The sequence below is a fragment of the Paenalcaligenes sp. GW821-LYS-B07-1 genome (assembly GCF_058803365.1).
Map to the genome: position 1 here is coordinate 2,643,155 of NZ_CM179516.1, position 20,619 is coordinate 2,663,773.

The following is a 20,619-nucleotide window of genomic DNA, read 5'->3' on the forward strand; positions in this document are numbered from 1 at the left end:
ATGACCACTCTGGCGCTGCTGTCACCCCATAGCCCTTTTCCTCCTGTGGAAGCCGCCTTGCCAGGCGGTTTACTGGCGGTGGGTGCAGACTTAAGTTTGCAACGCCTGATTACCGCGTATCAACACGGTATTTTTCCATGGTTTAGCGAAGGCGACCCCATATTGTGGTGGAGCCCCGATCCGCGCATGGTGCTGGCAACCGAGCACTTTAAGCTGTCGCGTTCCTTGGGTAAAAAGTGCCGGCAAATCGCTAGGCAAGAACAATCACCTAACGCTTCCATACAAGTACATACAGATAGAAGCTTTAGTGACGTTATACGTCATTGCGCGGAAACACGTGCCGAACAAGGTACGTGGATTACACAAGACATTATGGATGCTTACGAACGTATGCATCACGCAGGTTACGCCCACAGTGTAGAAACCTGGGTAGATGGCCAGTTGGTAGGTGGGCTGTATGGTATTTGCATGGGCCGCTTCTTTTTTGGTGAATCCATGTTTGCCCTGCAAACGGATGCCAGCAAAATTGCCCTCTATTATTTAGTACAGTTTTTGCGTGCCAATCAGGTGCCCTACATAGATTGCCAACAAGAAACCGCCCACTTGGCTAGCTTAGGTGCTGCCGCAATGCCCAGGGCTGATTTTGTACACCTACTACAACAGGGGCAGCGTTATGCCGCGCCAACGTGGCATCAAGGGCAACTGCTGCACGATGGTGTGCTATGTTCAACAGTCCACTTCTTAGCAGATCAGAGCGCCCTATGATGCATGCGCCAGACCCCACCGTACAACCCTTGCAGTTTTACATCACTGCGCCCTACATCTGCAGTTACTTGCCTAAACGACAAGCACGTTCCAAGGTTGCAGTTCCTGCCGATGCCATTACCCCCAGCACGTATTCACAGTTGGTGGATCAAGGCTTTAGACGTAGTGGCACATTTGTGTATAAACCCAACTGCCAACAATGTAAGGCCTGCACGTCGTTACGCATTGATGTGCATAACTTTAGGGCGGACCGTACTCAGCGCCGTGTGTGGAAACGTCTTCAGCACCTGAGTGTGCAATTGCTGCCATTGGCATGGAACGAAGAGCACTACTTGCTGTATCGCGACTATCAGGCACAACGCCACGACTTGCATCAAGACGACCACGAGGTGCGTGCGCAATATGCCCAGTTTTTATTGTCCAGTCAGGTGGAATCCCGACTGGTTGAGTTCCGTGACCCCGAGACACAGGCACTAAAAATTGTGGCGCTTTGCGATATGCTCGACCAAGGACTCTCTGCGGTCTATACTTTTTTTTCGCCAGACTCTACAGAGAGTCTGGGAACTTATGCCATACTTTGGCAAATACATTTATGCCAATCTTTGGGGCTACCTTGGCTATATCTGGGCTACTGGATTGAGCAGAGCCGGAAAATGGCCTACAAGACCCGATTTACTCCCTACCAACTTTTACAAAACGGGAGTTGGTCGGCCCCCTAACCCTAGTTCTTTGTGCCTATGTCTCTACTATTCAAAAGTTACGCTGCTGTTCGCCCACTTCTGTTTTCCATGGATGCAGAGCAGGCCCACAACTTTACTTTGCAGCGCTTGAGTACTCTGCACCAGAACCCGGTTACTCAACGTTTGCTACCCAAACCTCCAGAAGGTAAACCCATTCAACTGATGGGGCTGACCTGTAGGAACCCGGTGGGTTTGGCTGCCGGCTTGGACAAAAATGGCGCGCATATTGATGCGCTGGCAAGCTTAGGCTTTGGTTTTGTAGAGGTAGGTACAGTGACCCCTCTTGCACAGCCTGGTAACCCACAGCCACGTCTGTTCCGATTGCCGGAGCGTCAAGCACTGATCAACCGTTTTGGTTTTAATAACGACGGATTGGATACCTTCTTAAGCAACGTCAAGCGCAGCAACTGGCGTAAACAAGGCGGTATTCTGGGGCTGAATATTGGTAAAAATGCCAGCACACCGATTGAAGCGGCCGTGGATGATTACCTAAAAGGCTTGGTAGGCGTCTACCCTGAAGCCGATTACATCACCGTCAACATCTCGTCGCCCAACACACAAAACCTGCGCGCGCTACAAGCGGCTGACGAACTGAGCAGTCTGCTACGTGCGTTGTCCGAGAAGCGTAAAGAACTAAGCGATCAACATCAGCGCTACGTACCCATCGCTGTCAAAATCGCCCCCGATTTGAACCAAGAGCAAATTGCGGCTATTGCTGACAGTCTGCGTGAAAACGGTATTGATGGTGTGATTGCTACGAACACCACATTAAGCCGTGAAACCGTAGAAGGCTTGCCACACTCTGACGAGCAAGGCGGTTTGTCTGGCCCTCCGGTACATGCTCTGTCGTTGTCGGTTATTCGAGGTCTGCGCCGTCAATTGGGCGATGACTTCCCCATTATTGGTGTGGGTGGTATTCAATCCGCACACGATGCTCAAGACAAGCTGGATGCCGGCGCGAATGCCGTGCAGTTGTACACCGGCTTAATCTACCGTGGCCCCGCGCTGATTCATGAGTGCATACGTGCCCTGAAAGACTAAAACTATAGTCCTCACACGTGATAAGGCAGAGCCGCATACGCGCTCTGCCTTTTTCTTTGGCTACTATCTTGCAGGTTCTTTACTCCCCAGCGACAATACATGCATACCGTATGTAAGGAGAACACAATGGCCAGACGCACTCGCGCCGAAATGGAAGAAACCCGCCAACAACTCATCACGTCGGCCAGACAAGCCTTTAGTGAGCACGGTTATGCCAATACATCCATGGATGAGTTAACCGCTCAAGCAGGCTTCACACGCGGAGCGTTATACCATCACTTCGGGGACAAGAAAGGCTTACTACAAGCCGTAGTAGAACAAATAGACGCTGAAATGGATGCGCGTTTACATACTATTTCCAGCAACGCAGACGATTCATGGGAAGGCTTTTGTGCCCGTTGCCGTGGTTATTTGGAAATGGCTTTAGAGCCTGAAATACAGCGTATTGTGCTGCGAGATGCCAAATCGGTATTAGGCGGTGCCACACCGGAATCCCAACGTCATTGCATCAGTTCTATGCAAGGGTTGATCCAGAACCTGATTACACAAGGTACGGTTGCCAACGTAGACCCACAAGCACTAGCGTCATTGATTTACGGCAGTTTGGCCGAAGCAGCCTTTTGGATTGCAGACGGTGAAGATGGTAACGCCAGACTTAGTCAAAGTGTCGCTGCGTTAGATCTACTATTGCGTGGCCTGCGCGCACACTAGGCAAAAACCAGATAAAAAAATCCCCCGAACCAGCCGGGGGAAAATATACAACGCAGATGAGGTACGGGCAGCCCTAATGGCTGCCATGCAGCGTATTAGGCTGGTGTGGAAGCAGCGCGTGTTGCACGGCTTACCGTTTTCTCTACAGCTTCAGCAGCTTTTTCTGTTGCTTTAACCGCGGCGTTACGTGCAGCATTGATGTTGGAATCAACCACATCGCTTACTTGGCGACCAGCTTTAACCATGCTGTCTGCCACGTGAGTGGAGTTCAACACAGCGGTTTTCAACATTGCAAAGAAGCTTTCGCTACCGGCTGGAGCATTTTTCTCGGCTTGCTCGATCAGCTGGCTAACTTGCTGTTGGTTTTGGTTGATTTGAGCTTCTGTCAGGTTGCCCAGATCACGTTGCAGACCGGCAATGATGTCAAACACTTGCTGGCTGTAGTTCAGTGCGCCTTCAGCGGAGGGCTGCAACAATGTAGTAGCGAAGGAAGATGCTTGCTCTGGGTTTTTCAGGCTAGCAACTTGTTGGCTTTTTTCAGCCAAGTTTTCCAAGGAGGATTTGAACACTGTCAGGTTCAAATCAATCAGCGCTTCAAAACCAGCAAACATGCGATTTTGTGCTGCAACCAAGTTATCCAAATTGGCTTTGCCAGTGGCGATGAATTGCTGTTGTGGGGTGCTCATGTCGTTAACCTCGGTGGAGTAAAGAGTAAGGAGACAGCTTACGAGGAAGGCTGACCGTTAACGCTACCCTACGGCTACCTTCATGTTGCAATGCAACATAACGACCATTTTACATCTTACTTAGCTGCGGTCAAGTACATACGACCAAATAGTTGGATTGCACGCACAACAGAGAACTTTTTATTATCAGTAAGTTATATAAATATAAAAAAACCGGACTACGTTTTACGGTGTCCGGCTATTTTTTAGTGACCATGCCCCAATGCGTGGGAGATCGTTTTGGCGGTACTCATTAATACCGGTATCCAGTCATCGCGCATACGTTCCGCAGGGGCCGATAACGACAAACCAGCCAGTAGTTTGCCTGTGTCATCGTAAATGCCTGCGGCTATACACCGTACACCCAGTTCCAGCTCTTCGTTATCACGCGCGTAGCCGTGTCGTCGTACTAAGGCCAGCTCGCGATCCAGATCTTCGATTTGGGTAATGCTGTTGCGTGTGGTGCCCGACAGCCCGGTGCGCATGACGTAGGCGCGTACTTGACGGCTTTCCCATTTAGATAAAAACAGTTTGCCTGTAGAAGTTAAATGCAAGGGGGCGTGACCACCAATAGCACGCACCACCTGCATGCCAGAGTTTTCACTCCATGCACGTTCTACATACACAATTTCGTCGGCTTGTTGCAAAGACAGGTTTACTGTTTGGCCGGTAATGCGATGCAACTCGCGCATAGGCTCTAACGCTACAGCACGTACGTCCAACCGCCCTTTTACCAGTGAGCCCAATTCCAGTAAGCGCATACCCAAACGGTACAAACCGCTGTCCACACGCTCTACATAACGCCCGACTACCAAATCATTCAGAATTCGGTGTGCAGTAGAGGTATGCAGGCCAGTGGCCTTAGAAAGATCTTTAAGAGGAACAGGTTCGGATTGGCGGGCCAATTCATCCAGCAGGATCATGGCGCGCTCCAGTACTTGAATGGTGATTACACCTGAACCAAACGGAGAACTGGAGGAAGGAGTAGTAGCTGGTCGTGACATAAGATTATTTGATGCAGCGCAACATTCCCATATTATGGAAATGTATCAACTAAAGCAAGTCATTTTAGGAAGCGGAAAGCTCACCACCCAAACGTTCAACCTCTAGCCGTAAAAACTGCAATGCAGCAGCGGCCGCTTGAGCCTCACCTTTAACGCCCAATTCTATATGGGGACGACCACCCGCTTCACCCACGCTAGGCAAGCTAAACACTTTGATGCCAGGCCACTGTTGCTCTACCGACTCTAATGCCGGTGTGATGCGTGACTCGGGCAGATCAAAGGCTAAAAAGGAATATTCCATGCTGGGCTGCTGATGCTGTAACGCGCTATAGCGCGTATCCAGCGTCCATTTCATCATGGGCCATGCCATCACCGGAAAACCAGGCATGAAGGTATGGTTTTGAATGAAAAAACCAGGAATTTTATTGAATGCATTAGGGACAATTTCTGCCCCTTCTGGAAACACACCCATTTGCAAACGCTGCTGGTTTTCAGGGTGGTTAGGGTCAGAGCTGCCTTTACCAGCAGCAGCCATTTCTTGGCTGCGCTCGTTAATAAGCGCAGCCGCTTCTGGGTGCAACTGTAGCGGTACGCCTAACGCACGAGCCGCTGACTGACGGGTTTGGTCATCTGGCGTCGCACCGATACCACCACAGCAGAACACAATATCAGGCGTTGCAAAACTACGGCGCAAGGTTTCTTCTATGTGTACAGGATCATCAGAAATGATTTCTGCTCCACTTAGTCGCATCCCACGCTGTGCCAGCATTTCTACTAAGCTTGAGAAATGCTTGTCTTGACGTCGTCCAGAAAGAATTTCATCACCAATAATAATCAGGCGAATTCGTTGTTGCTCTGCCATGCCGTACGCTATCCCATCAATGACAAAACGCCATTATCCTCTAGTTAGGCGCTCTTGAGAACGTAACTGGTGCAATTGCTGCAACGAGAAATGAGAAAAGGCCAAAGCCGAGAACACGGGTAACACTAACCACGCTGGCGGCAAAAAGTTTAAAAGCGCCATTGCTAGCCCTAACAGCCAGTACTCACGCCTGTTCTTAGCCATAATTTCGTCGCGCTCAGCGCCATCTGCATGCTCAACCAACGAGTCCATACGTAGCAAACGTGTAAACAAGAAACTACCCCAAAACAACGGCACTAAGAATCCCAAAAATGGAATGAGCCAAAGTGGCATGGTTAATACCCAACCCACCATAAAAATAATACCCACACTGATTGCATTCGACACGCTCAACAACGTGGCATTACTGCTCTCTTGTTTTAGGTCTGGGTAATACTTTTGCTGCACATGACTTAAAGCCAAAGGCATCACAAAAATAGAGGCGACGATCATTCCCAGCGCACCGGAGGCTGGAAAGATAATTAACACCACAATAATTGGGATCAGGCTCGCGCTTAAGCTAAACCAACTCAACCAGCCTTGCTGTGCAAACCAACCGTCTGTCTGGTTCACCCATGCAGAGTGATCCATCCAGTTGCCCACATACAGGCTTAATGGTGTCCACAGCGTCCAGATCATGATGATCGCCCCCACCAATGCCACTGCTATAGGTAGCAGCAAAGCAGCCAGCATTTTGGGGTGTAACTGTGAAATAGCGGCTTGTTTTAGGGTAAACAGCACGCGTCCCATGCTAGAAGAAAAAGGTTGTTGCGTCGTCATCAAAACATCTACAAAGGTTGAATGGGGCTATGATAATGCATACTTAGACACTTCTAACCTGTAACGTTCAACAACCGCCATGCATTTTTTACCTGACGACCTACCTGCCCTGCAACAACGTCTACAAGGACCACACCCAGAGCTGTTGGTAGTGTGTTACTGCGCCGCATGGTGCAAAACCTGTACAGCCTATCAACCACTGTTCACGTCATTAAGTGCACAGTATCCGCAAGCAGTATTTGTATGGGTAGATGTGGAAGAAAATGAGGAGTTGCTGGGCGATGCCGATGTAGACGACTTCCCTACTCTGTTAGTGCAAAACAGCGAAGGCACGCTGTTTTTTGGCAGCTTACTGCCGCACATAGAGCATTTACAACGATTGCTGGATCACGCCGTAGAAATGCCCGTGCTCACTGACACGGGCCCTGGGCAATTTACTGACTTAGTAGCGGCCGCCACCAAGTAACACCCCCACCGAACGCTTACGGGTCTCGCCATTACTGGAGCGAGACTCTTGCGTTGCACTAGGTGCAGCAGATTGTGGCTGATAAGGTTTGGTGAAGAAGTCATCCAACGGCGCTTGATTGCGGCTGTAGCTACGACGGCTATTGCCACTGTTGTTGCTATTACCACTATTGCTACGCTCGCGCGGCTCGGCCAACTGTGGAACTTCTTGTTTAATCTTTCTACCGATCAGCTTTTCTATAGCATCTAGCAGCTGCTGCTCAGCAGGCGAGTACAACGAAAACGCCTCACCGCTTGCACCAGCACGACCTGTACGACCAATACGGTGAACATAGTCCTCAGCGTTAAATGGCAAGTCTACGTTAATCACGCAAGGCACACCGGCCACGTCCAGACCACGCGCTGCCACGTCAGTAGCCACCAACACATCTAATTCTTCTGCTTTAAACGCATCCAATACTTTCATGCGCTCAAGCTGACTTTTGTTACCGTGAATAGACTCTGCTTTCAAGCCATCACGTTCCAACTCACGCGCGAGGCGCGCTGCACCTGCTTTGGTATTGGTGAACGCAATCACTTGCTTCAAGCCTTTGGACTTCACGATATGGCTAACCGCCGCACGCTTTTGCTCAGGGCGTAAGGCATACACCACCTGAGTCACTGTATCAGCAGTAGCATTACGGGCTGCTACTTCGATGGTGACAGGGTCACGCAAGAAGTTAGAGGCCAACTTGCGGATTTCTGGACTAAAGGTAGCCGAGAACAACAAGCTTTGGCGCTGCTTAGGCAACATCTGCACAATACGCAGCAAGTCGGGCATAAAGCCCATGTCTAACATACGGTCAGCCTCATCCAGCACCAAAATGCCGACTTGAGACAGGTTCACCGTTTTTTGTTCAATGTGATCCAACAAGCGCCCTGGTGTGGCCACCAGAACTTCGCACCCACGGCGTAGCGTATCTTTCTGAGGTGCTATATCTACACCACCAAACACGACAGCTGAGCGCAATGGCGTACCTTGCGTGTACAAACGCACACTAGCTGCGACCTGGTCTGCCAACTCACGGGTAGGCGTCAGGATCAATGCGCGTACAGGGTGACGAGCAGGCGAAGCACTGCTATTAGCCAACGCCATCAGTCTATGTAAGATAGGCAGCGAAAACGCCGCCGTTTTACCTGTTCCTGTTTGCGCCGCCCCCATCACGTCTCGGCCATCCATCACTGGAGGTAAAGCTTGTGCTTGTATGGGCGTAGGTTGACTATAGCCAGCGCCTAAAACGGCTGCAAGAATGGCCGGATGTAGGCCAAAGTCAGAAAAAGATTGTGTAACGTCGAAACTTGTGGCTTCTTTCATGGAAAAAGTATAAGACCTGAGTGGCATGTCATCAGGTGAATGCAAGGGCAAGGTAGCATCATCACGACGCCATCCCATTTACTATAGGGGCCCGAGGCAGGCCGGTAATCAGGCAAAGAAGTACTTCAACAGCCAAAACATCACCATACCCGCAATAATCACGACAAGCGTGCTACGCGTACGCAAATAAGCCAGTACCGCAAAGATTGCTGCAATTGCCTTAATATCAATTTCAGGGCTCCCGCCTGCTCGCCAAGGCAGAAGTTCGGGAACAATAATAGCAATCAGTGCTGCCACCGGTGCATAACGCAACGCTCGGCGTACCGAGTCCGGCAATGGTAGGTGATCACCAATTAACCAATAACCGGAGCGGGTTATCAAGCTGCATACAAACAGCAACCCTATAACCGCTAAAACATACCAATCATACTGCCATTGCGTACTCATGGGGTCGTCCTCTTGCGTTGCAGTTGTTCAACTACCACGCCTGCTATCACGCCACAGATGACGGCAGCAAGCAAGCCCAAGCGTAGTGGCAACAGTTGCCCAGCCCATGCTACAACGCCCGCCACCACGAGACAGGCGAAGAGCGGACGCGTCGCGACTAACGGTAACAAAACCGCCAGCAACGCCAACACAGCCGCAAATTCTAACGACCAATCATCAGGAATAAAGGTGCCAAAAAAGATGCCTGCAATGGACGCAACCTGCCAGATAATCCAGCCCGGCACTACCGCGCCCATCAAATACCATACGTGTTGAGGAATACCACGCTGGGCACTTTCACCAAAGCGCGCCATAAACAACACAAAACTAATATCGCCAGTCAGATAGCCCAACCCTAAACGTTTCTTCCAGCTTAAGTGTCTAAAGAAGGGATACATTGCTGCCGAAAAAATCACAAACCGTATATTCACTATACAGGCGGCTACAAAGACCAACCATAATGGTGAACGAGATTCGATTAGAGGAAGCGACGTTAACTGCGCCGAGCCGGCATATACCAATACCGTCATCCAAGAAGCCATTGCTTCTGTGAGGCCTGATTTCAGCATAGCTACGCCTGTCACAAACCCCCACACGGAGGTAGCGATCATAGTGGGCAGCAAGTCTTGTACCCCTTGCATAAACCATGCCCGCCGCGTTGCATCCGGCCAGTGCCGTTTTATTTTTCTAATTGCTCCCACAACCCTTTCTCTACACGCAGTTTCTATGCTTTCATGTGGATAAATGGTAGCGCAATTCCCCTACGCACCCCAGACGCAACCATGGAGTTATGGGATCAAAACAACAAACTGCCCATACACCAAACAGAAACCAAACAGAATCTTACTGAACTGCCTAAGCCCGCATGGGCTTGCTACAATAGACGGCATGGAAAAATCACCTTGTTGATACAGGATCCCACCATGAGCAACACGCAACACCAAAACGACGTTATCGAAGTACCTAGCGAAGACCTTCCCGTACATTGCCCAGGTCCACACACACCCTTGTGGAATATGCACCCACGCGTATTTATTGATACCAGCAAAACCGGCGAAGCTAGCTGTCCTTACTGCGGTACAACGTACAAAGTGATCGGTGATCATTCTCACCACTAAGCTTTTCACGTTCACTGCTGCCTAGCATGACTGCCTGCTTAGGCTCATCTCCATTACGCTTCATCTTGTGACAGCCAAACTCGATCTCTCGCCGTGCCCTCTTCCCGTCTGGTTACCCGGAGGACACCTGCAAACCATTTACAGCGCGTATTGTGCCCAACATCACAATATTGCGTTTGTACGAGAGCGCGTGGACACCCCAGATGGCGACTTCGTTGACCTAGACTGGGCTGGCCCCGGTTTATTTGCCGACCGCCTTGCCGACGGTTCTATGGCGGGCAAAGATGCTCATCTGCAAAAAACGGCCGCGCGACGTTGGCTGCAACCCGAAGATTGGAAAAGCCTAACTCAGCACCACAACCTACAAGCCCTGATTCTGTTTCATGGCTTAGAAGGCAGCAGTAACAGCCATTACGCCCAAGCCATAGCACAGTACTTCCGTGCTCGCGGTTGGGTCGTAGTGGTAGCCCACTTCCGTGGCTGCTCCGGATTCCCTAATCGTATGGCGCGCGCCTACTACTCTGGCGACAGCGACGAAATTGCTTTCATGCTGCAAACCGTACGACAACGCCTACCGCAAGCCAACTGGCACACTGTGGGGGTCTCGTTGGGCGGTAATGCCATGCTTAAACATTTGGGCGAACATGCCGAACAAACCGACTGGATCAAAGCCAGCGCTGCCGTTTCCGTACCCACAGACTTAGTTGCCTGTGGCGAACGTTTATCTACGGGATTTGTAGGCCGCTATATTTACTGCCCGTATTTCTTACGCAGTATGAAAAGCAAGATTTTCGACAAATCACGCCGCTTCCCTGGCATGATCGATATCCTACGTTTAAACCATGCGCGTACGTTACGTGACTTCGATGATGTATACACTGCACCCATGCATGGTTTTAAACATGCATTGGAGTATTGGACTAAATCATCCAGCAAACAGTTTCTGAATCGTATTCAAATACCCACGTTGGTACTGAATGCGCGCAACGACCCATTTGTACCGCCTAGCTCCTTACCTACACTACAAGACGTGTCTGAACACGTAGTGCTTCACCAGCCTTCTCAAGGCGGGCACGTAGGCTTCACTACTGGCGCCTTTCCTGGCAACATCAATTGGTTGCCTGCACGATTAGCGCTGTTCTTTGAAACCGGCCAATAATCTTAGGAACGGAAACGTTCTAACAACAAGCGCTCGGATTCCAAGCGGCTACGTAGCTCTCTAATTTGCACATCCAGCTCAGACTGCTCATAGAAGTCTTTACTGCGTGAGCGTGCTTGCTGCAACTGCTCTACGGCCGTAGGTAGCGCACCAATCATTTGGTAGTACTGCGCCATCGCTTTACGCGCAGCAATAGGCTCGCCCAAACGCTCGTAGCCTTCAGCCAGTAGTTTCTGGAATTGCGGAATATGGGGCCACTTGCGTAAGGCTGTCGTTAGGAAGTCCACCGCTTGCTGTTCTTGACGCTGTTGCTGCAACGACTGCACATACACCAAAGCTACTGCTTGGCTATCCGGCCATCTGCGGCGTGCTTGATCTGCCAATGTAGCTGCTTGCTGGAATTCGCCTTGGCCTTGCGCCAAGTTAATGGCTAACACATCTAGCGCGCTAGACTGATAACGCCCACCATCACGAGCCGCCGTTAGATGCTGCTCAGCGGTAGCAAAATCTCTGCGCTGCCACGCGGCATACGCTAAACCGTACTCAGCAGCCGATCGCTGCACACCACTACCACTTTCAGCCTCGCTGCGCATGGCTTGCATGGCATTTTGCAGATTACTTCCGCTTTTAGCCTGTATGACCCGCAGCGCTGCACGCACATACCAGAAGGTAGGATCTTGGTGGAAATTCTGCCCGCTCAGTGAAGTAATACGGCTTTCTATGTCAGACAAACGCTGTAATGATAACGGGTGAGTACTGGCATAGACGTTACGCGGCCCTTCATTCAAGCGCGACACTTCCATCAGGCGCTTGAACATATCGGCCATACCCGTAGGATCGTAGCCTGCTTTCTGCAACATTTGAAAGCCTACTCGGTCAGCTTCTTGCTCTGCCTGTCTGGAAAAGCCCAGTTGTCTATCTATAGCCGCTGCTTGACCAAAACTCGCCACACCCATCGCCAAATCTGCACTACCGGATAAGGCGGCCAACAGCGCACCCACCATCGCTGCAATCATAATATGACCCGATTGCGAACTTTGTGTCATACCGCGTGCAATGTGGCGCTGCGCCACGTGAGCAATCTCGTGCCCTATTACCGATGCTAATTCAGCCTCACTTTTTGAGGCCAACACCAAGCCACTATTAATACCTATGTAACCACCCGGCAAGGCGAACGCGTTGATTTCTGGATCTCGTAGCGCAAAGATGGTGATGTTCTGCTGCAAGGAGTCGGGTGCATGTTTGGCCAGACGCTGCCCTACCTCACTCAAATACTGCTCAATCATCAAGTCGGCAATATAAGTAGGATCACGACGCCCTTGTTCCATAATGGCGTCGCCAAGCAATTTTTCTAGTCCAGGGGTTAGTTCCGCACCGGATGCTGCCCCCATGGACGGTATACCCACAGGTTGTGCCTGAACCATAACGGTAGGCTGTACCAACAAGGAAAGCGCCAGCGCTGATGACAGCAAGGTTCGCTTGAAACTCATAACCATTCCTTCCGAGTTAGGAGGCGCTTTTTTTTAGTTGCGCAACAGCGGAGTTTTTACGAAGCGGCAAAGGCAGACGATTACGGCTAGACAACCGCATAACCGTTGCCAGCGCATAGATGACACCGAAGGTTTCTACTAAGCCCGCCAATACCCACATGATAATTCCGCCCATGCCTTGGTCTTCCAACGCATTAATAGAGGGGATTGCCCGTCCACATAAATCAAAAATGGGGTAAAGATCGTTGGCAGAAAAGGTAATCCATACACCCACAATAATTTGTGGCGTCATGGTAATAATGGGGGACAACACCCTACCTACTGGCCGCATGACTGCAGGCGGGCTGGGGCGTCTATCCAAAATCAAATTCCAGTACAGCACACCACTAATCACTACTGACCAATTCATGAAGCGATACAAACGCCAATCAATCATGGAGTAGAACTGCGGAATAGGCAGTAACCAGATGAGAACAAAGAATACGAACAAAAAGGGAATTAGGATGGGGTGTGTGAGCAGACGCTCAGTCACTTTACCTATGCCAGTTTCACGGAAGTCGCGCAATTTATAGCGCCATGACATAGGTAGCCCAGCACGCATCACTTGACCAGGGTAAGCACCCATGATGATGAGCGGACCCAAGTGGTGCAAAACTAAGTGCTGCAAACGGTGGATGAAAAACATGCGTTCAGCATAGTAATCCACACGAGTATGCAGCGAGAGGTACAGCATAATCAGGCCTACCCAGAACAACCACTGCCTAAATCTACCTACGTGGTGCACCTTGGCACCACGCCAGAATAGCCATGCGCTGGCGATAAACACCACCACCAGCGTAGGTGAAAATTCCCAAGGGGTAAGCCAGTCAATAACGATCATGAGAGCCCGTATTCAACATAACAGGCCCTAGTTTAATGCATTACTGCGCTGACGCGGTTCCCATTGCACATTCAAAATAGAAGGATGATCGCGCAGCCTACGGGCTTGAGTCATCAGCTCGGGACGCATTTCAGGTGGGCAACTGATGGTTACACACGCTTTGGCATTTTCATGCGAGGCATGTTCCACACTTAAGTTGCTCACACGCAGACCTGCTGCCTGAAAGTCGGTATAGATACGTTTGCGCACAGACGCCATGTCTTGACGCATGCACAACACGGACAGCCGCGACTCAGAAGCCGATTCTGGACGAATCACAGGCTGCTGTACACCAGCCCGACGTAAAAAACGATTGAAGATTTTCATCGCCATCTCCCATCTCCCGGCAACGCGAAACGCGCCCAGGATCAAAAACATAGAGGGACAGTAATGACGTGAGATTCTAGTGAGGAATAACACGCCCTTTTGCTTTGTGTAGCACCAGGGCGTGGCTGTGTAGAGAAGGCTCTAGCCTAACGCACCTGGTTAATAAGTTGCCAGCCAATGCTGGCTGCTACTTTCACCGGGGTCTGGATTCACCACACAGTCCTTTTAAAGTTAAGTTGGCAATATTTTAGCCAATCTGGCCAAATGACTCAAGCAGCGACCAAAGAACGCGCCCTATGCGCAACATCAGTACCACAGGCCGTAAAAAGCCGTCCGGTTTTAGCATTATCAAGGCTTGGCCAGCAGGCATCCGTTACAATGCCAGCACTCTTTGCTTTGACTCCAACGCCATGCACGCCACTGATTACGATCTAGTCATTTGCGGCGCCGGGCCAGTAGGTTGCGCCCTAGCACTACAGCTAGCACAACTGGCTCCCGATCCCAGCCGCATCGCCCTTATCGGCCGCCCTCTGCCTGAGCACAGCGCAGGTACGCCCGGAGATCCACGCGCCTTAGCGCTGAATCATGGCAGTGCCATGCTGCTGCAAGGTGTGCAAGCGTGGCCAGACACAGGCTTGGCCACAATGGAAACCGTGCATGTTTCCCAGCAAGGCAGATTAGGTAGGGCGTTGATAGAAGCATCAGAATTACAGGTGCCGTTTTTAGGTGCCGTCATACGCTACGACACCCTTTTGCGCACCTTACATGCCGCTATTGCGCGCAGCCCAGTACATTTCTTGCACGCTGACATCGATGCGACTAAAAGTCTGCAGAACGCCAACCTTATCGTGACTGACCAAGGTCAGTTCAGTACCCGCGTACGAGTGCTCTCGGATGGCGTGCGTCCGCAAGGCATGCATAGAAATTACAAACAACACGGCGTGATTAGTACCCTGCGCAGCCAACTGCCGAAAAAAGGGTGGGCATACGAACGCTTTACTAAAAATGGCCCCTTTGCCCTGCTACCCCACCCAGATGGTGAAGATTTGTACGCCTTGGTATGGTGCAATCCACCAGAAATCGCGGCCAATCTTGCAGCCATGCCAGAAGAAGAATTTAACCGACATGCACAAGCCGCCTTCGGCTCGCGCATGGGGAACATCAGCGTTGTAGAGAAACGATCAGTGTTCCCATTAAGCATGTATGCAGGCGCTACGTTGCCCGACCACCACACTGTAGCTATCGGGAATGCGGCGCAAACCTTGCACCCAGTTGCGGGTCAGGGGTTAAACTTAGGACTACGCGATGCAGCGCAACTTGCGCAAGTGCTACGCCCTTGGCTAGCCTGCCCCACAAATGATGCTGCACCCGTACTCGCCCACTATGCCAACACGCGACGACAAGACCGATGGCTGACCCTTGGTGTCACCGATATACTGCCGCGCGTTTTCAGCACCACCAATCCACTCGTACAACATGCCTGTGGCTTGGGTTTGCTAAGCATGGACCTGTTTGCTGCAACGAAAAACGCCTTAGCCACGCACCTGTTGCAAGGCACCCGAATCTGAACCTTGGCCTGCGTTGAGCAGGCCTCACTATCTCTGTTTTATGCATATAGGCTCCTGGTCCTTCGCTAACCCCGTCTTTGTTGCCCCTATGGCAGGGGTGACGGACCGTCCTTACCGACGTCTGTGCAAGGCGTTGGGGGCTGGGCATGCGGTATCAGAGATGGCAGCAAGCAATCCTAAGCTATGGAATAGCGTTAAAACCTCCAGACGCATAGACCACCAAGGCGAAACCGCACCTATTGCTGTACAAATTGCTGGCTCAGATCCTGAAATGATGGCTGAGGCTGCCCGCTTCAATATAGAAAAAGGCGCACGCATCATTGATATCAACATGGGTTGCCCCGTCAAGAAAGTCTGTAATGTCGCCTCGGGCTCCGCTTTGTTGCGTGATGAGCCCCGCATTGCTGCCATCTTGGAAAGCGTTGTAGCGGCATGTCAGCCCCTAGATGTACCGGTTACACTGAAAACCCGCACTGGATGGGATAGAGAATCGAAAAATGCGTTGCGTATTGCCCGTTTAGCACGTGAAAGCGGCATTGCGGCACTCACCTTACATGGCCGTACACGCTGCGACCTGTACCAAGGCGAAGCCGAATACGACACCATCCGTCAGGTTAAGCAAGAAGTGGATATACCACTGATTGCTAATGGGGATATCGATAGTCCCGAAAAAGCCAAATACGTACTACAGTACACTGAAGCGGACGCAATCATGGTCGGCCGTGCTGCGCAAGGCCGTCCCTGGATTTTCAGAGAAATTAATCATTACCTGCAACATGGCGAGCATCTCGCCCCACCCACCTTTGGTGAGCTGCGCGATGTGTTGCTGGAACACCTAGAAGACCATTACGCCTTCTACGGAGAGTTCACGGGTGTACGCACTGCCCGTAAACACATAGGGTGGTATTTCGCCCATCTTCCGGATATCCGGACGTGGTTAGATCAGATTAACAAGATCGAAACTACCCACGAACAGTTTCACGCTATATCGCAGTGGTTTGATCAACGCGATCCTACTGCACCTTTTGTAAACGAACCAGCTGTTGCCTGATCGGAACAGCGTTGCCTGTTACACCCAATTTAGAAAATATGTCTACTACCAACCCACTAGAACAATCTGTCAGAGACCGCCTAGAGCGTTATTTTGCTGACCTAGGCGAATCTGAGCCGCGCGATATGCTGGCCATGGTCATCAGTTGTGTCGAACGCCCTGTTCTTCAAGTGGCACTGGAGCGTACCCAGGGCAACCAGTCCAAAGCAGCCGAAATGCTCGGTATTACCCGCAGCACGCTGCGCAAAAAGCTGCAATCGCATAATCTACAACCCTGATTCTTAACTACTCTCGTCTACTCTCATGAAAATCCAGACCGCTTTGCTCTCGGTTTCCGACAAAACCGGCATTGTTGATTTCGCCCAAGCGCTAGCTAGCCGTGGCGTGCGCCTGCTTTCCACTGGCGGCACTGCTAAGTTGCTGAAAGAAGCTGGCTTGTCCGTCACCGAAGTGGCTGAGCACACCGGCTCCCCAGAAATTCTGGATGGCCGCGTTAAAACCTTGCACCCAAAAATTCACGGTGGCCTGTTGGCTAGACGTGACGATGCAGCTCATCTGAAAACACTGGAAGAACACGGCATCAGCCGCATCGACCTGTTGGCAGTGAACCTGTACCCATTTCGCGAAACCATTGCGAAGAAAGACTGTAGTTTTGGCGACGCCATCGAAAACATCGATATTGGCGGCCCAGCTATGTTGCGTGCAGCGGCGAAAAACCACGGTGGCCCAGCAGGTGGCGTAACCGTTGTGATCGACCCTCTGGATTACAGCCGTATCTTGGCTGAAATGGATGCTGACGAAGGTCGTACCAGCTACGCACTGCGTTTGGAATTGGCTGGCAAAGTGTACGCACACACAGCCTCCTACGATGGCGCTATTGCTTCTTACTTGAGCAGCCTGACTAACCCTGAGCCTGCCGCTGAGAGCACACCTGAGCGCGAAGAATGGCCTCAAGTCTTGAGCCTGCAATTGCACCAATCTCAAGCATTGCGTTACGGCGAAAACCCACACCAAAGCGCCGCCTTCTACAAAGACCAAGAAGTAGGCCGTGGTTTGCTGGGCAACTACCAACAGTTGCAAGGCAAAGAACTGTCCTACAACAACATTGCCGATGCGGATGCTGCATGGGAATGCGTACGCAGTTTTGACACTGGTGCATGTGTGATTGTTAAGCACTCCAACCCTTGCGGCGTAGCCTTGGGTGACACACCCTTGGCAGCGTACCAACAAGCTCTGAAAACTGATCCTACGTCGGCATTTGGTGGCATCATCGCCCTGAACCGTACAGTAGATGCTGCTGCGGCAACTGCTATCAGCGCTCAGTTCTTGGAAGTACTGCTAGCACCTTCTTACTCCCCAGAAGCGCTGGATATTCTGGCTCAGAAGAAAAACGTACGCGTGTTGGTAGTACCTGATGGTCAATCCCATAACGACTTCAACGTGAAGCGTGTGGGTGGCGGCTGGTTGGTACAAACTCCTGACACCTACCGCGACGCTGTGGAAAACTTCAAAGTAGTTTCCGAGAAGCAGCCTACCGAACAGCAATTGCAAGACATGCTGTTTGCATGGAACGTGGCTAAATACGTGAAATCCAACGCCATTGTGTTTACTGCTGGCGGTATGACATTGGGCGTAGGTGCTGGCCAAATGAGCCGCGTAGACTCCGCACGTATTGCTTCCATTAAAGCCTCTAACGCTGGCCTGACCCTGCAAGGTTCCGCCGTAGCATCTGATGCTTTCTTCCCCTTCCGTGATGGTCTGGACGTGGTTGCTGATGCAGGCGCTACCTGCGTGATTCAACCCGGTGGCAGTATCCGTGACGATGAAGTGATTGCAGCCGCTAACGAGCGCGGTATTGTGATGATCTTCACTGGCACACGCCACTTCTATCACTAATGCGCATCCTTGGCATTGACCCTGGCCTACGACGTACCGGTTTCGGTGTAATCGAGGCTCAGGGGTCCAGCTTGACCTATGTAGCCAGTGGCACCATCGTGGTGCCCACTGAGCTAGCTCTCTCAGATCGCTTAAAGGTCATTTTGGATAACGTACGCGAAGTCGTTGGCTTGTATATGCCTGATCAGGCGGCCATTGAACAGGTGTTCGTCAATGCCAACCCGCAATCTACCCTACTACTGGGGCAAGCCCGCGGCGCTGCGCTGTGTGCCTTAGCGGACAAGAACCTCCCCGTAATGGAATACACCGCCCTACAAATAAAGAAAACCACAGTAGGTCGCGGTCACGCCGCCAAAGAACAAGTACAAATGATGGTGCAACATCTGCTGCGTCTGGATGGTGCTCCCGCCCCCGATGCCGCTGATGCCTTAGCATGTGCCATTTGCCACGCCCATCACTATCCACTGACCAACCGTTTAGGCGTTCAGCTGGAACAAGCAAGCTCTACACCCCGCATACGCGGAGGCCGACTGATCTCTTAATGGAGTCCTCATGATTGGACGCATTACAGGCACGCTCATTGAAAAACAGCCCCCCACCATCTGTGTGGATGTAAACGGTGTGGGCTACGACATTGATGTGCCCATGAGTACCTATTACGATTTGGGTGAACTAAACAGCCGTATTTCACTGTTTACCCACCTCACTGTGCGCGAAGATGCACACGTACTCTACGGTTTTGGCAACGCTGCCGAACGCGCTGCATTCCGTACTTTGATCAAAGTTAGCGGCATTGGCGCCCGCACTGCCCTGTCTATTTTGTCAGGACTCAGTGTGCAAGATTTAGCTGCTGCCATTCATCAGCAAGACGCGAGTCTACTCACCACTGTTCCTGGCATTGGCAAGAAAACAGCAGAGCGTTTGCTATTGGAATTACGTGGGAAATTTTCTGCGGACAGCGCGATTGCTGCCAGCATGCCTGAGCAGGCACATAATGAACGCAGTGATATTCTTAATGCCTTGCTAGCCTTGGGTTACAACAACACCGAAGCCAGCAAAGCGCTTAAAGCCCTACCCGAAGACGTGTCGGTATCAGACGGCATCCGGTTGGCACTGCAAAGCCTGTCCAAGCGCTAAATACTTGCATAACTGCAGGCTATCCAAGTTACCACCACTGACCATCACCCCTACACGCTTACCGCGAATCTGCTCAGCAGCCTGCACGGCTGCTGCGGCAGCCAAACATCCCGTAGGTTCTACTACCATCTTCATACGTTCAGCAAAGAAACGCAGCATATTGAGCAGTTGCTGATCATTCACCGTCACAATGTCAGTCACATTCTGCGTGATGATATTGAACGTGGTGGTAGATAAGGACTGCGTTTGTGCGCCATCGGCAATAGTTTGTGGCGTAGCAATACGCACCAACTGACCTTGTCGTAACGACTGCTGCGCATCATTACCCAGTTCTGGCTCTACACCAAACACCTTGCATGCTGGCGATAACGCTTTAGCTGACAGCAATGAGCCCGACAGTAAACCACCACCACCTATAGGCACAAACAACTGATCCAGTTCGCCTACATCGTCAAATAACTCTTTAGCAGCGGTGCCCTGCCCCGCGATGATGCCTTCATCACCAAAAGGTGGAATGAAATATAGACCTTGCTCAGCGGCCAATTGCCGCGTCAGGCTGTCTCTATCATCAAGATGGCGGTCATACTCCACAATAGTGGCGCCATAACCTTGGGTAGCCGCTTTTTTAGCCTGTGGTGCATCAGCAGGCATCACTATCGTTGCATGCACACCTTGCATACTTGCAGCCAACGCCACCGCTTGTGCCATGTTGCCAGAAGAATACGTTATGACGCCTCGCGCTCGCTGTTCCGGCGTTAGCCGGGCAACCGCGTTATAGCCCCCTCGGAATTTAAATGCACCTACACGCTGAAAGTTTTCGCATTTAAAGAAAACCTCTGCGCCCAACCAGGCATTCAAAGTAGAGGATTGCAATACCGGTGTACGATGCGCCACACCTTTTAAACGCTGTTCAGCCCGCTCAACCTCTTCAAAATCGAGCCCATTCGACACAGCATACATCTTCGTAAATTCTCCCATGGCT

At 51.2% G+C, this 20,619-nt stretch carries 24 protein-coding genes; 13 read left to right on the plus strand and 11 right to left on the minus strand.

Annotated elements, in window-relative coordinates:
- The 4 genes from aat to AC3QL0_RS12775 all read left to right on the plus strand — a co-directional run bounded on the left by aat (position 1) and on the right by AC3QL0_RS12775 (position 3,257).
- Positions 1-765 carry a leucyl/phenylalanyl-tRNA--protein transferase gene (gene aat / locus AC3QL0_RS12760; protein ID WP_493008822.1) on the plus strand — a complete coding sequence of 255 codons (765 nt, stop codon included), beginning with the start codon at positions 1-3 and terminating at the stop codon, positions 763-765.
- Complete coding sequence (locus AC3QL0_RS12765) at positions 762-1,484, plus strand: arginyltransferase (RefSeq protein ID WP_493008823.1); 723 nt, start codon at positions 762-764, stop codon at positions 1,482-1,484. The genes aat and AC3QL0_RS12765 overlap by 4 nt, the downstream gene beginning before the upstream one ends.
- An 18-nt stretch (positions 1,485-1,502) precedes the next feature.
- Positions 1,503-2,546: a quinone-dependent dihydroorotate dehydrogenase gene (locus tag AC3QL0_RS12770; protein ID WP_430220631.1), complete on the plus strand. Its 1,044-nt coding sequence runs from the start codon at positions 1,503-1,505 to the stop codon at positions 2,544-2,546.
- A 126-nt stretch (positions 2,547-2,672) separates the two neighbouring features.
- Positions 2,673-3,257 (plus strand): TetR/AcrR family transcriptional regulator, encoded by a 585-nt coding sequence (locus AC3QL0_RS12775; RefSeq protein WP_493008824.1) that lies wholly within the window; start codon positions 2,673-2,675, stop codon positions 3,255-3,257.
- A 95-nt stretch (positions 3,258-3,352) separates the two neighbouring features.
- Here AC3QL0_RS12775 and phaP read toward each other — a convergent pair whose 3' ends face one another.
- From phaP to AC3QL0_RS12795, 4 genes are all read right to left on the minus strand, one after another.
- On the minus strand, positions 3,353-3,943 hold the full coding sequence (gene phaP / locus AC3QL0_RS12780) for a TIGR01841 family phasin (protein ID WP_493008825.1): 591 nt from the start codon (positions 3,941-3,943) through the stop codon (positions 3,353-3,355).
- Between the two features lie 245 nt (positions 3,944-4,188).
- A complete protein-coding gene (locus AC3QL0_RS12785; protein ID WP_493008826.1) occupies positions 4,189-4,986 on the minus strand; it encodes an IclR family transcriptional regulator in 798 nt (265 codons plus the stop codon).
- A gap of 64 nt (positions 4,987-5,050) precedes the next feature.
- Positions 5,051-5,848 (minus strand): competence/damage-inducible protein A, encoded by a 798-nt coding sequence (locus tag AC3QL0_RS12790; RefSeq protein ID WP_493008827.1) that lies wholly within the window; start codon positions 5,846-5,848, stop codon positions 5,051-5,053.
- A 33-nt stretch (positions 5,849-5,881) separates the two neighbouring features.
- A complete protein-coding gene (locus AC3QL0_RS12795; RefSeq protein WP_493008828.1) occupies positions 5,882-6,667 on the minus strand; it encodes an EI24 domain-containing protein in 786 nt (261 codons plus the stop codon).
- Between the two features lie 79 nt (positions 6,668-6,746).
- Between AC3QL0_RS12795 and AC3QL0_RS12800 the strand changes: the two genes are divergently transcribed.
- Entirely contained in the window at positions 6,747-7,133 is a 387-nt protein-coding gene (locus AC3QL0_RS12800; protein ID WP_493008829.1) for a thioredoxin family protein, read from the plus strand.
- Here AC3QL0_RS12800 and AC3QL0_RS12805 read toward each other — a convergent pair.
- The 3 genes from AC3QL0_RS12805 to AC3QL0_RS12815 all read right to left on the minus strand — a co-directional run bounded on the left by AC3QL0_RS12805 (position 7,110) and on the right by AC3QL0_RS12815 (position 9,613).
- On the minus strand, positions 7,110-8,486 hold the full coding sequence (locus AC3QL0_RS12805) for a DEAD/DEAH box helicase (protein WP_493008830.1): 1,377 nt from the start codon (positions 8,484-8,486) through the stop codon (positions 7,110-7,112). The two genes, AC3QL0_RS12800 and AC3QL0_RS12805, sit on opposite strands and share 24 nt — an antisense overlap.
- A gap of 108 nt (positions 8,487-8,594) precedes the next feature.
- Positions 8,595-8,933: an AzlD domain-containing protein gene (locus AC3QL0_RS12810; protein WP_493008831.1), complete on the minus strand. Its 339-nt coding sequence runs from the start codon at positions 8,931-8,933 to the stop codon at positions 8,595-8,597.
- Entirely contained in the window at positions 8,930-9,613 is a 684-nt protein-coding gene (locus AC3QL0_RS12815) for an AzlC family ABC transporter permease (protein ID WP_493008832.1), read from the minus strand. The genes AC3QL0_RS12810 and AC3QL0_RS12815 overlap by 4 nt, the downstream gene beginning before the upstream one ends.
- A 282-nt stretch (positions 9,614-9,895) precedes the next feature.
- Between AC3QL0_RS12815 and AC3QL0_RS12820 the strand changes: the two genes are divergently transcribed.
- A complete protein-coding gene (locus AC3QL0_RS12820) occupies positions 9,896-10,090 on the plus strand; it encodes a zinc-finger domain-containing protein (protein WP_493008833.1) in 195 nt (64 codons plus the stop codon).
- Between the two features lie 67 nt (positions 10,091-10,157).
- Positions 10,158-11,249 (plus strand): YheT family hydrolase, encoded by a 1,092-nt coding sequence (locus AC3QL0_RS12825; RefSeq protein WP_493008834.1) that lies wholly within the window; start codon positions 10,158-10,160, stop codon positions 11,247-11,249.
- 2 nt (positions 11,250-11,251) lie between these two features.
- On the opposite strand, the gene AC3QL0_RS12830 is transcribed toward AC3QL0_RS12825, so the two are convergent.
- Genes AC3QL0_RS12830 through AC3QL0_RS12840 form a run of 3 tightly spaced genes read right to left on the minus strand, consistent with a single transcriptional unit; the run spans position 11,252 to position 13,985 of the window.
- Positions 11,252-12,739, minus strand: coding sequence for a M48 family metalloprotease (locus AC3QL0_RS12830; RefSeq protein WP_493008835.1), 1,488 nt, complete (start codon positions 12,737-12,739; stop codon positions 11,252-11,254).
- Between the two features lie 16 nt (positions 12,740-12,755).
- The gene (locus AC3QL0_RS12835; RefSeq protein WP_493008836.1) at positions 12,756-13,619 is read right to left on the minus strand and encodes a cytochrome c oxidase assembly protein; all 864 of its coding nucleotides are present in this window, start codon (positions 13,617-13,619) and stop codon (positions 12,756-12,758) included.
- 27 nt (positions 13,620-13,646) lie between these two features.
- On the minus strand, positions 13,647-13,985 hold the full coding sequence (locus AC3QL0_RS12840; RefSeq protein WP_493008837.1) for a hypothetical protein: 339 nt from the start codon (positions 13,983-13,985) through the stop codon (positions 13,647-13,649).
- A gap of 296 nt (positions 13,986-14,281) precedes the next feature.
- Between AC3QL0_RS12840 and AC3QL0_RS12845 the strand changes: the two genes are divergently transcribed.
- The 6 genes from AC3QL0_RS12845 to ruvA are packed head-to-tail and all read left to right on the plus strand — an operon-like array spanning position 14,282 to position 19,637.
- Positions 14,282-15,553 (plus strand): FAD-dependent monooxygenase, encoded by a 1,272-nt coding sequence (locus tag AC3QL0_RS12845; RefSeq protein ID WP_493008838.1) that lies wholly within the window; start codon positions 14,282-14,284, stop codon positions 15,551-15,553.
- A 40-nt stretch (positions 15,554-15,593) separates the two neighbouring features.
- On the plus strand, positions 15,594-16,604 hold the full coding sequence (gene dusB / locus AC3QL0_RS12850) for a tRNA dihydrouridine synthase DusB (RefSeq protein ID WP_135861588.1): 1,011 nt from the start codon (positions 15,594-15,596) through the stop codon (positions 16,602-16,604).
- Positions 16,605-16,642: 38 nt separating this feature from the next.
- Entirely contained in the window at positions 16,643-16,882 is a 240-nt protein-coding gene (locus AC3QL0_RS12855; protein ID WP_135861587.1) for a helix-turn-helix domain-containing protein, read from the plus strand.
- Between the two features lie 25 nt (positions 16,883-16,907).
- Complete coding sequence (purH, locus tag AC3QL0_RS12860) at positions 16,908-18,500, plus strand: bifunctional phosphoribosylaminoimidazolecarboxamide formyltransferase/IMP cyclohydrolase (RefSeq protein WP_493008839.1); 1,593 nt, start codon at positions 16,908-16,910, stop codon at positions 18,498-18,500.
- Complete coding sequence (gene ruvC, locus AC3QL0_RS12865) at positions 18,500-19,042, plus strand: crossover junction endodeoxyribonuclease RuvC (protein ID WP_493008840.1); 543 nt, start codon at positions 18,500-18,502, stop codon at positions 19,040-19,042. Before purH ends, ruvC begins: the two co-directional genes overlap by 1 nt.
- Positions 19,043-19,052: 10 nt before the next feature.
- On the plus strand, positions 19,053-19,637 hold the full coding sequence (gene ruvA / locus AC3QL0_RS12870) for a Holliday junction branch migration protein RuvA (protein WP_493008841.1): 585 nt from the start codon (positions 19,053-19,055) through the stop codon (positions 19,635-19,637).
- Here the strand turns inward: ruvA and AC3QL0_RS12875 are convergent.
- Positions 19,593-20,588 (minus strand): threo-3-hydroxy-L-aspartate ammonia-lyase, encoded by a 996-nt coding sequence (locus AC3QL0_RS12875; RefSeq protein WP_493008842.1) that lies wholly within the window; start codon positions 20,586-20,588, stop codon positions 19,593-19,595. The genes ruvA and AC3QL0_RS12875 overlap by 45 nt on opposite strands.
- Positions 20,589-20,619: the final 31 nt, after the last annotated feature.

Bases quoted from the DNA above. Each gene is read 5' to 3' on its own strand.
- aat (WP_493008822.1), top strand. From the start codon at position 1: ATGACCACTCTGGCGCTGCTGTCACCCCATAGCCCTTTTCCTCCTGTG.
- AC3QL0_RS12765 (WP_493008823.1), top strand. From the start codon at position 762: ATGATGCATGCGCCAGACCCCACCGTACAACCCTTGCAGTTTTACATC.
- AC3QL0_RS12770 (WP_430220631.1), top strand. From the start codon at position 1,503: ATGTCTCTACTATTCAAAAGTTACGCTGCTGTTCGCCCACTTCTGTTT.
- AC3QL0_RS12775 (WP_493008824.1), top strand. From the start codon at position 2,673: ATGGCCAGACGCACTCGCGCCGAAATGGAAGAAACCCGCCAACAACTC.
- phaP (WP_493008825.1), bottom strand. From the start codon at position 3,943: ATGAGCACCCCACAACAGCAATTCATCGCCACTGGCAAAGCCAATTTG.
- AC3QL0_RS12785 (WP_493008826.1), bottom strand. From the start codon at position 4,986: ATGTCACGACCAGCTACTACTCCTTCCTCCAGTTCTCCGTTTGGTTCA.
- AC3QL0_RS12790 (WP_493008827.1), bottom strand. From the start codon at position 5,848: ATGGCAGAGCAACAACGAATTCGCCTGATTATTATTGGTGATGAAATT.
- AC3QL0_RS12795 (WP_493008828.1), bottom strand. From the start codon at position 6,667: ATGACGACGCAACAACCTTTTTCTTCTAGCATGGGACGCGTGCTGTTT.
- AC3QL0_RS12800 (WP_493008829.1), top strand. From the start codon at position 6,747: ATGCATTTTTTACCTGACGACCTACCTGCCCTGCAACAACGTCTACAA.
- AC3QL0_RS12805 (WP_493008830.1), bottom strand. From the start codon at position 8,486: ATGAAAGAAGCCACAAGTTTCGACGTTACACAATCTTTTTCTGACTTT.
- AC3QL0_RS12810 (WP_493008831.1), bottom strand. From the start codon at position 8,933: ATGAGTACGCAATGGCAGTATGATTGGTATGTTTTAGCGGTTATAGGG.
- AC3QL0_RS12815 (WP_493008832.1), bottom strand. From the start codon at position 9,613: ATGCAAGGGGTACAAGACTTGCTGCCCACTATGATCGCTACCTCCGTG.
- AC3QL0_RS12820 (WP_493008833.1), top strand. From the start codon at position 9,896: ATGAGCAACACGCAACACCAAAACGACGTTATCGAAGTACCTAGCGAA.
- AC3QL0_RS12830 (WP_493008835.1), bottom strand. From the start codon at position 12,739: ATGAGTTTCAAGCGAACCTTGCTGTCATCAGCGCTGGCGCTTTCCTTG.
- AC3QL0_RS12835 (WP_493008836.1), bottom strand. From the start codon at position 13,619: ATGATCGTTATTGACTGGCTTACCCCTTGGGAATTTTCACCTACGCTG.
- AC3QL0_RS12840 (WP_493008837.1), bottom strand. From the start codon at position 13,985: ATGAAAATCTTCAATCGTTTTTTACGTCGGGCTGGTGTACAGCAGCCT.
- AC3QL0_RS12845 (WP_493008838.1), top strand. From the start codon at position 14,282: ATGCGCAACATCAGTACCACAGGCCGTAAAAAGCCGTCCGGTTTTAGC.
- dusB (WP_135861588.1), top strand. From the start codon at position 15,594: ATGCATATAGGCTCCTGGTCCTTCGCTAACCCCGTCTTTGTTGCCCCT.
- AC3QL0_RS12855 (WP_135861587.1), top strand. From the start codon at position 16,643: ATGTCTACTACCAACCCACTAGAACAATCTGTCAGAGACCGCCTAGAG.
- purH (WP_493008839.1), top strand. From the start codon at position 16,908: ATGAAAATCCAGACCGCTTTGCTCTCGGTTTCCGACAAAACCGGCATT.
- ruvC (WP_493008840.1), top strand. From the start codon at position 18,500: ATGCGCATCCTTGGCATTGACCCTGGCCTACGACGTACCGGTTTCGGT.
- ruvA (WP_493008841.1), top strand. From the start codon at position 19,053: ATGATTGGACGCATTACAGGCACGCTCATTGAAAAACAGCCCCCCACC.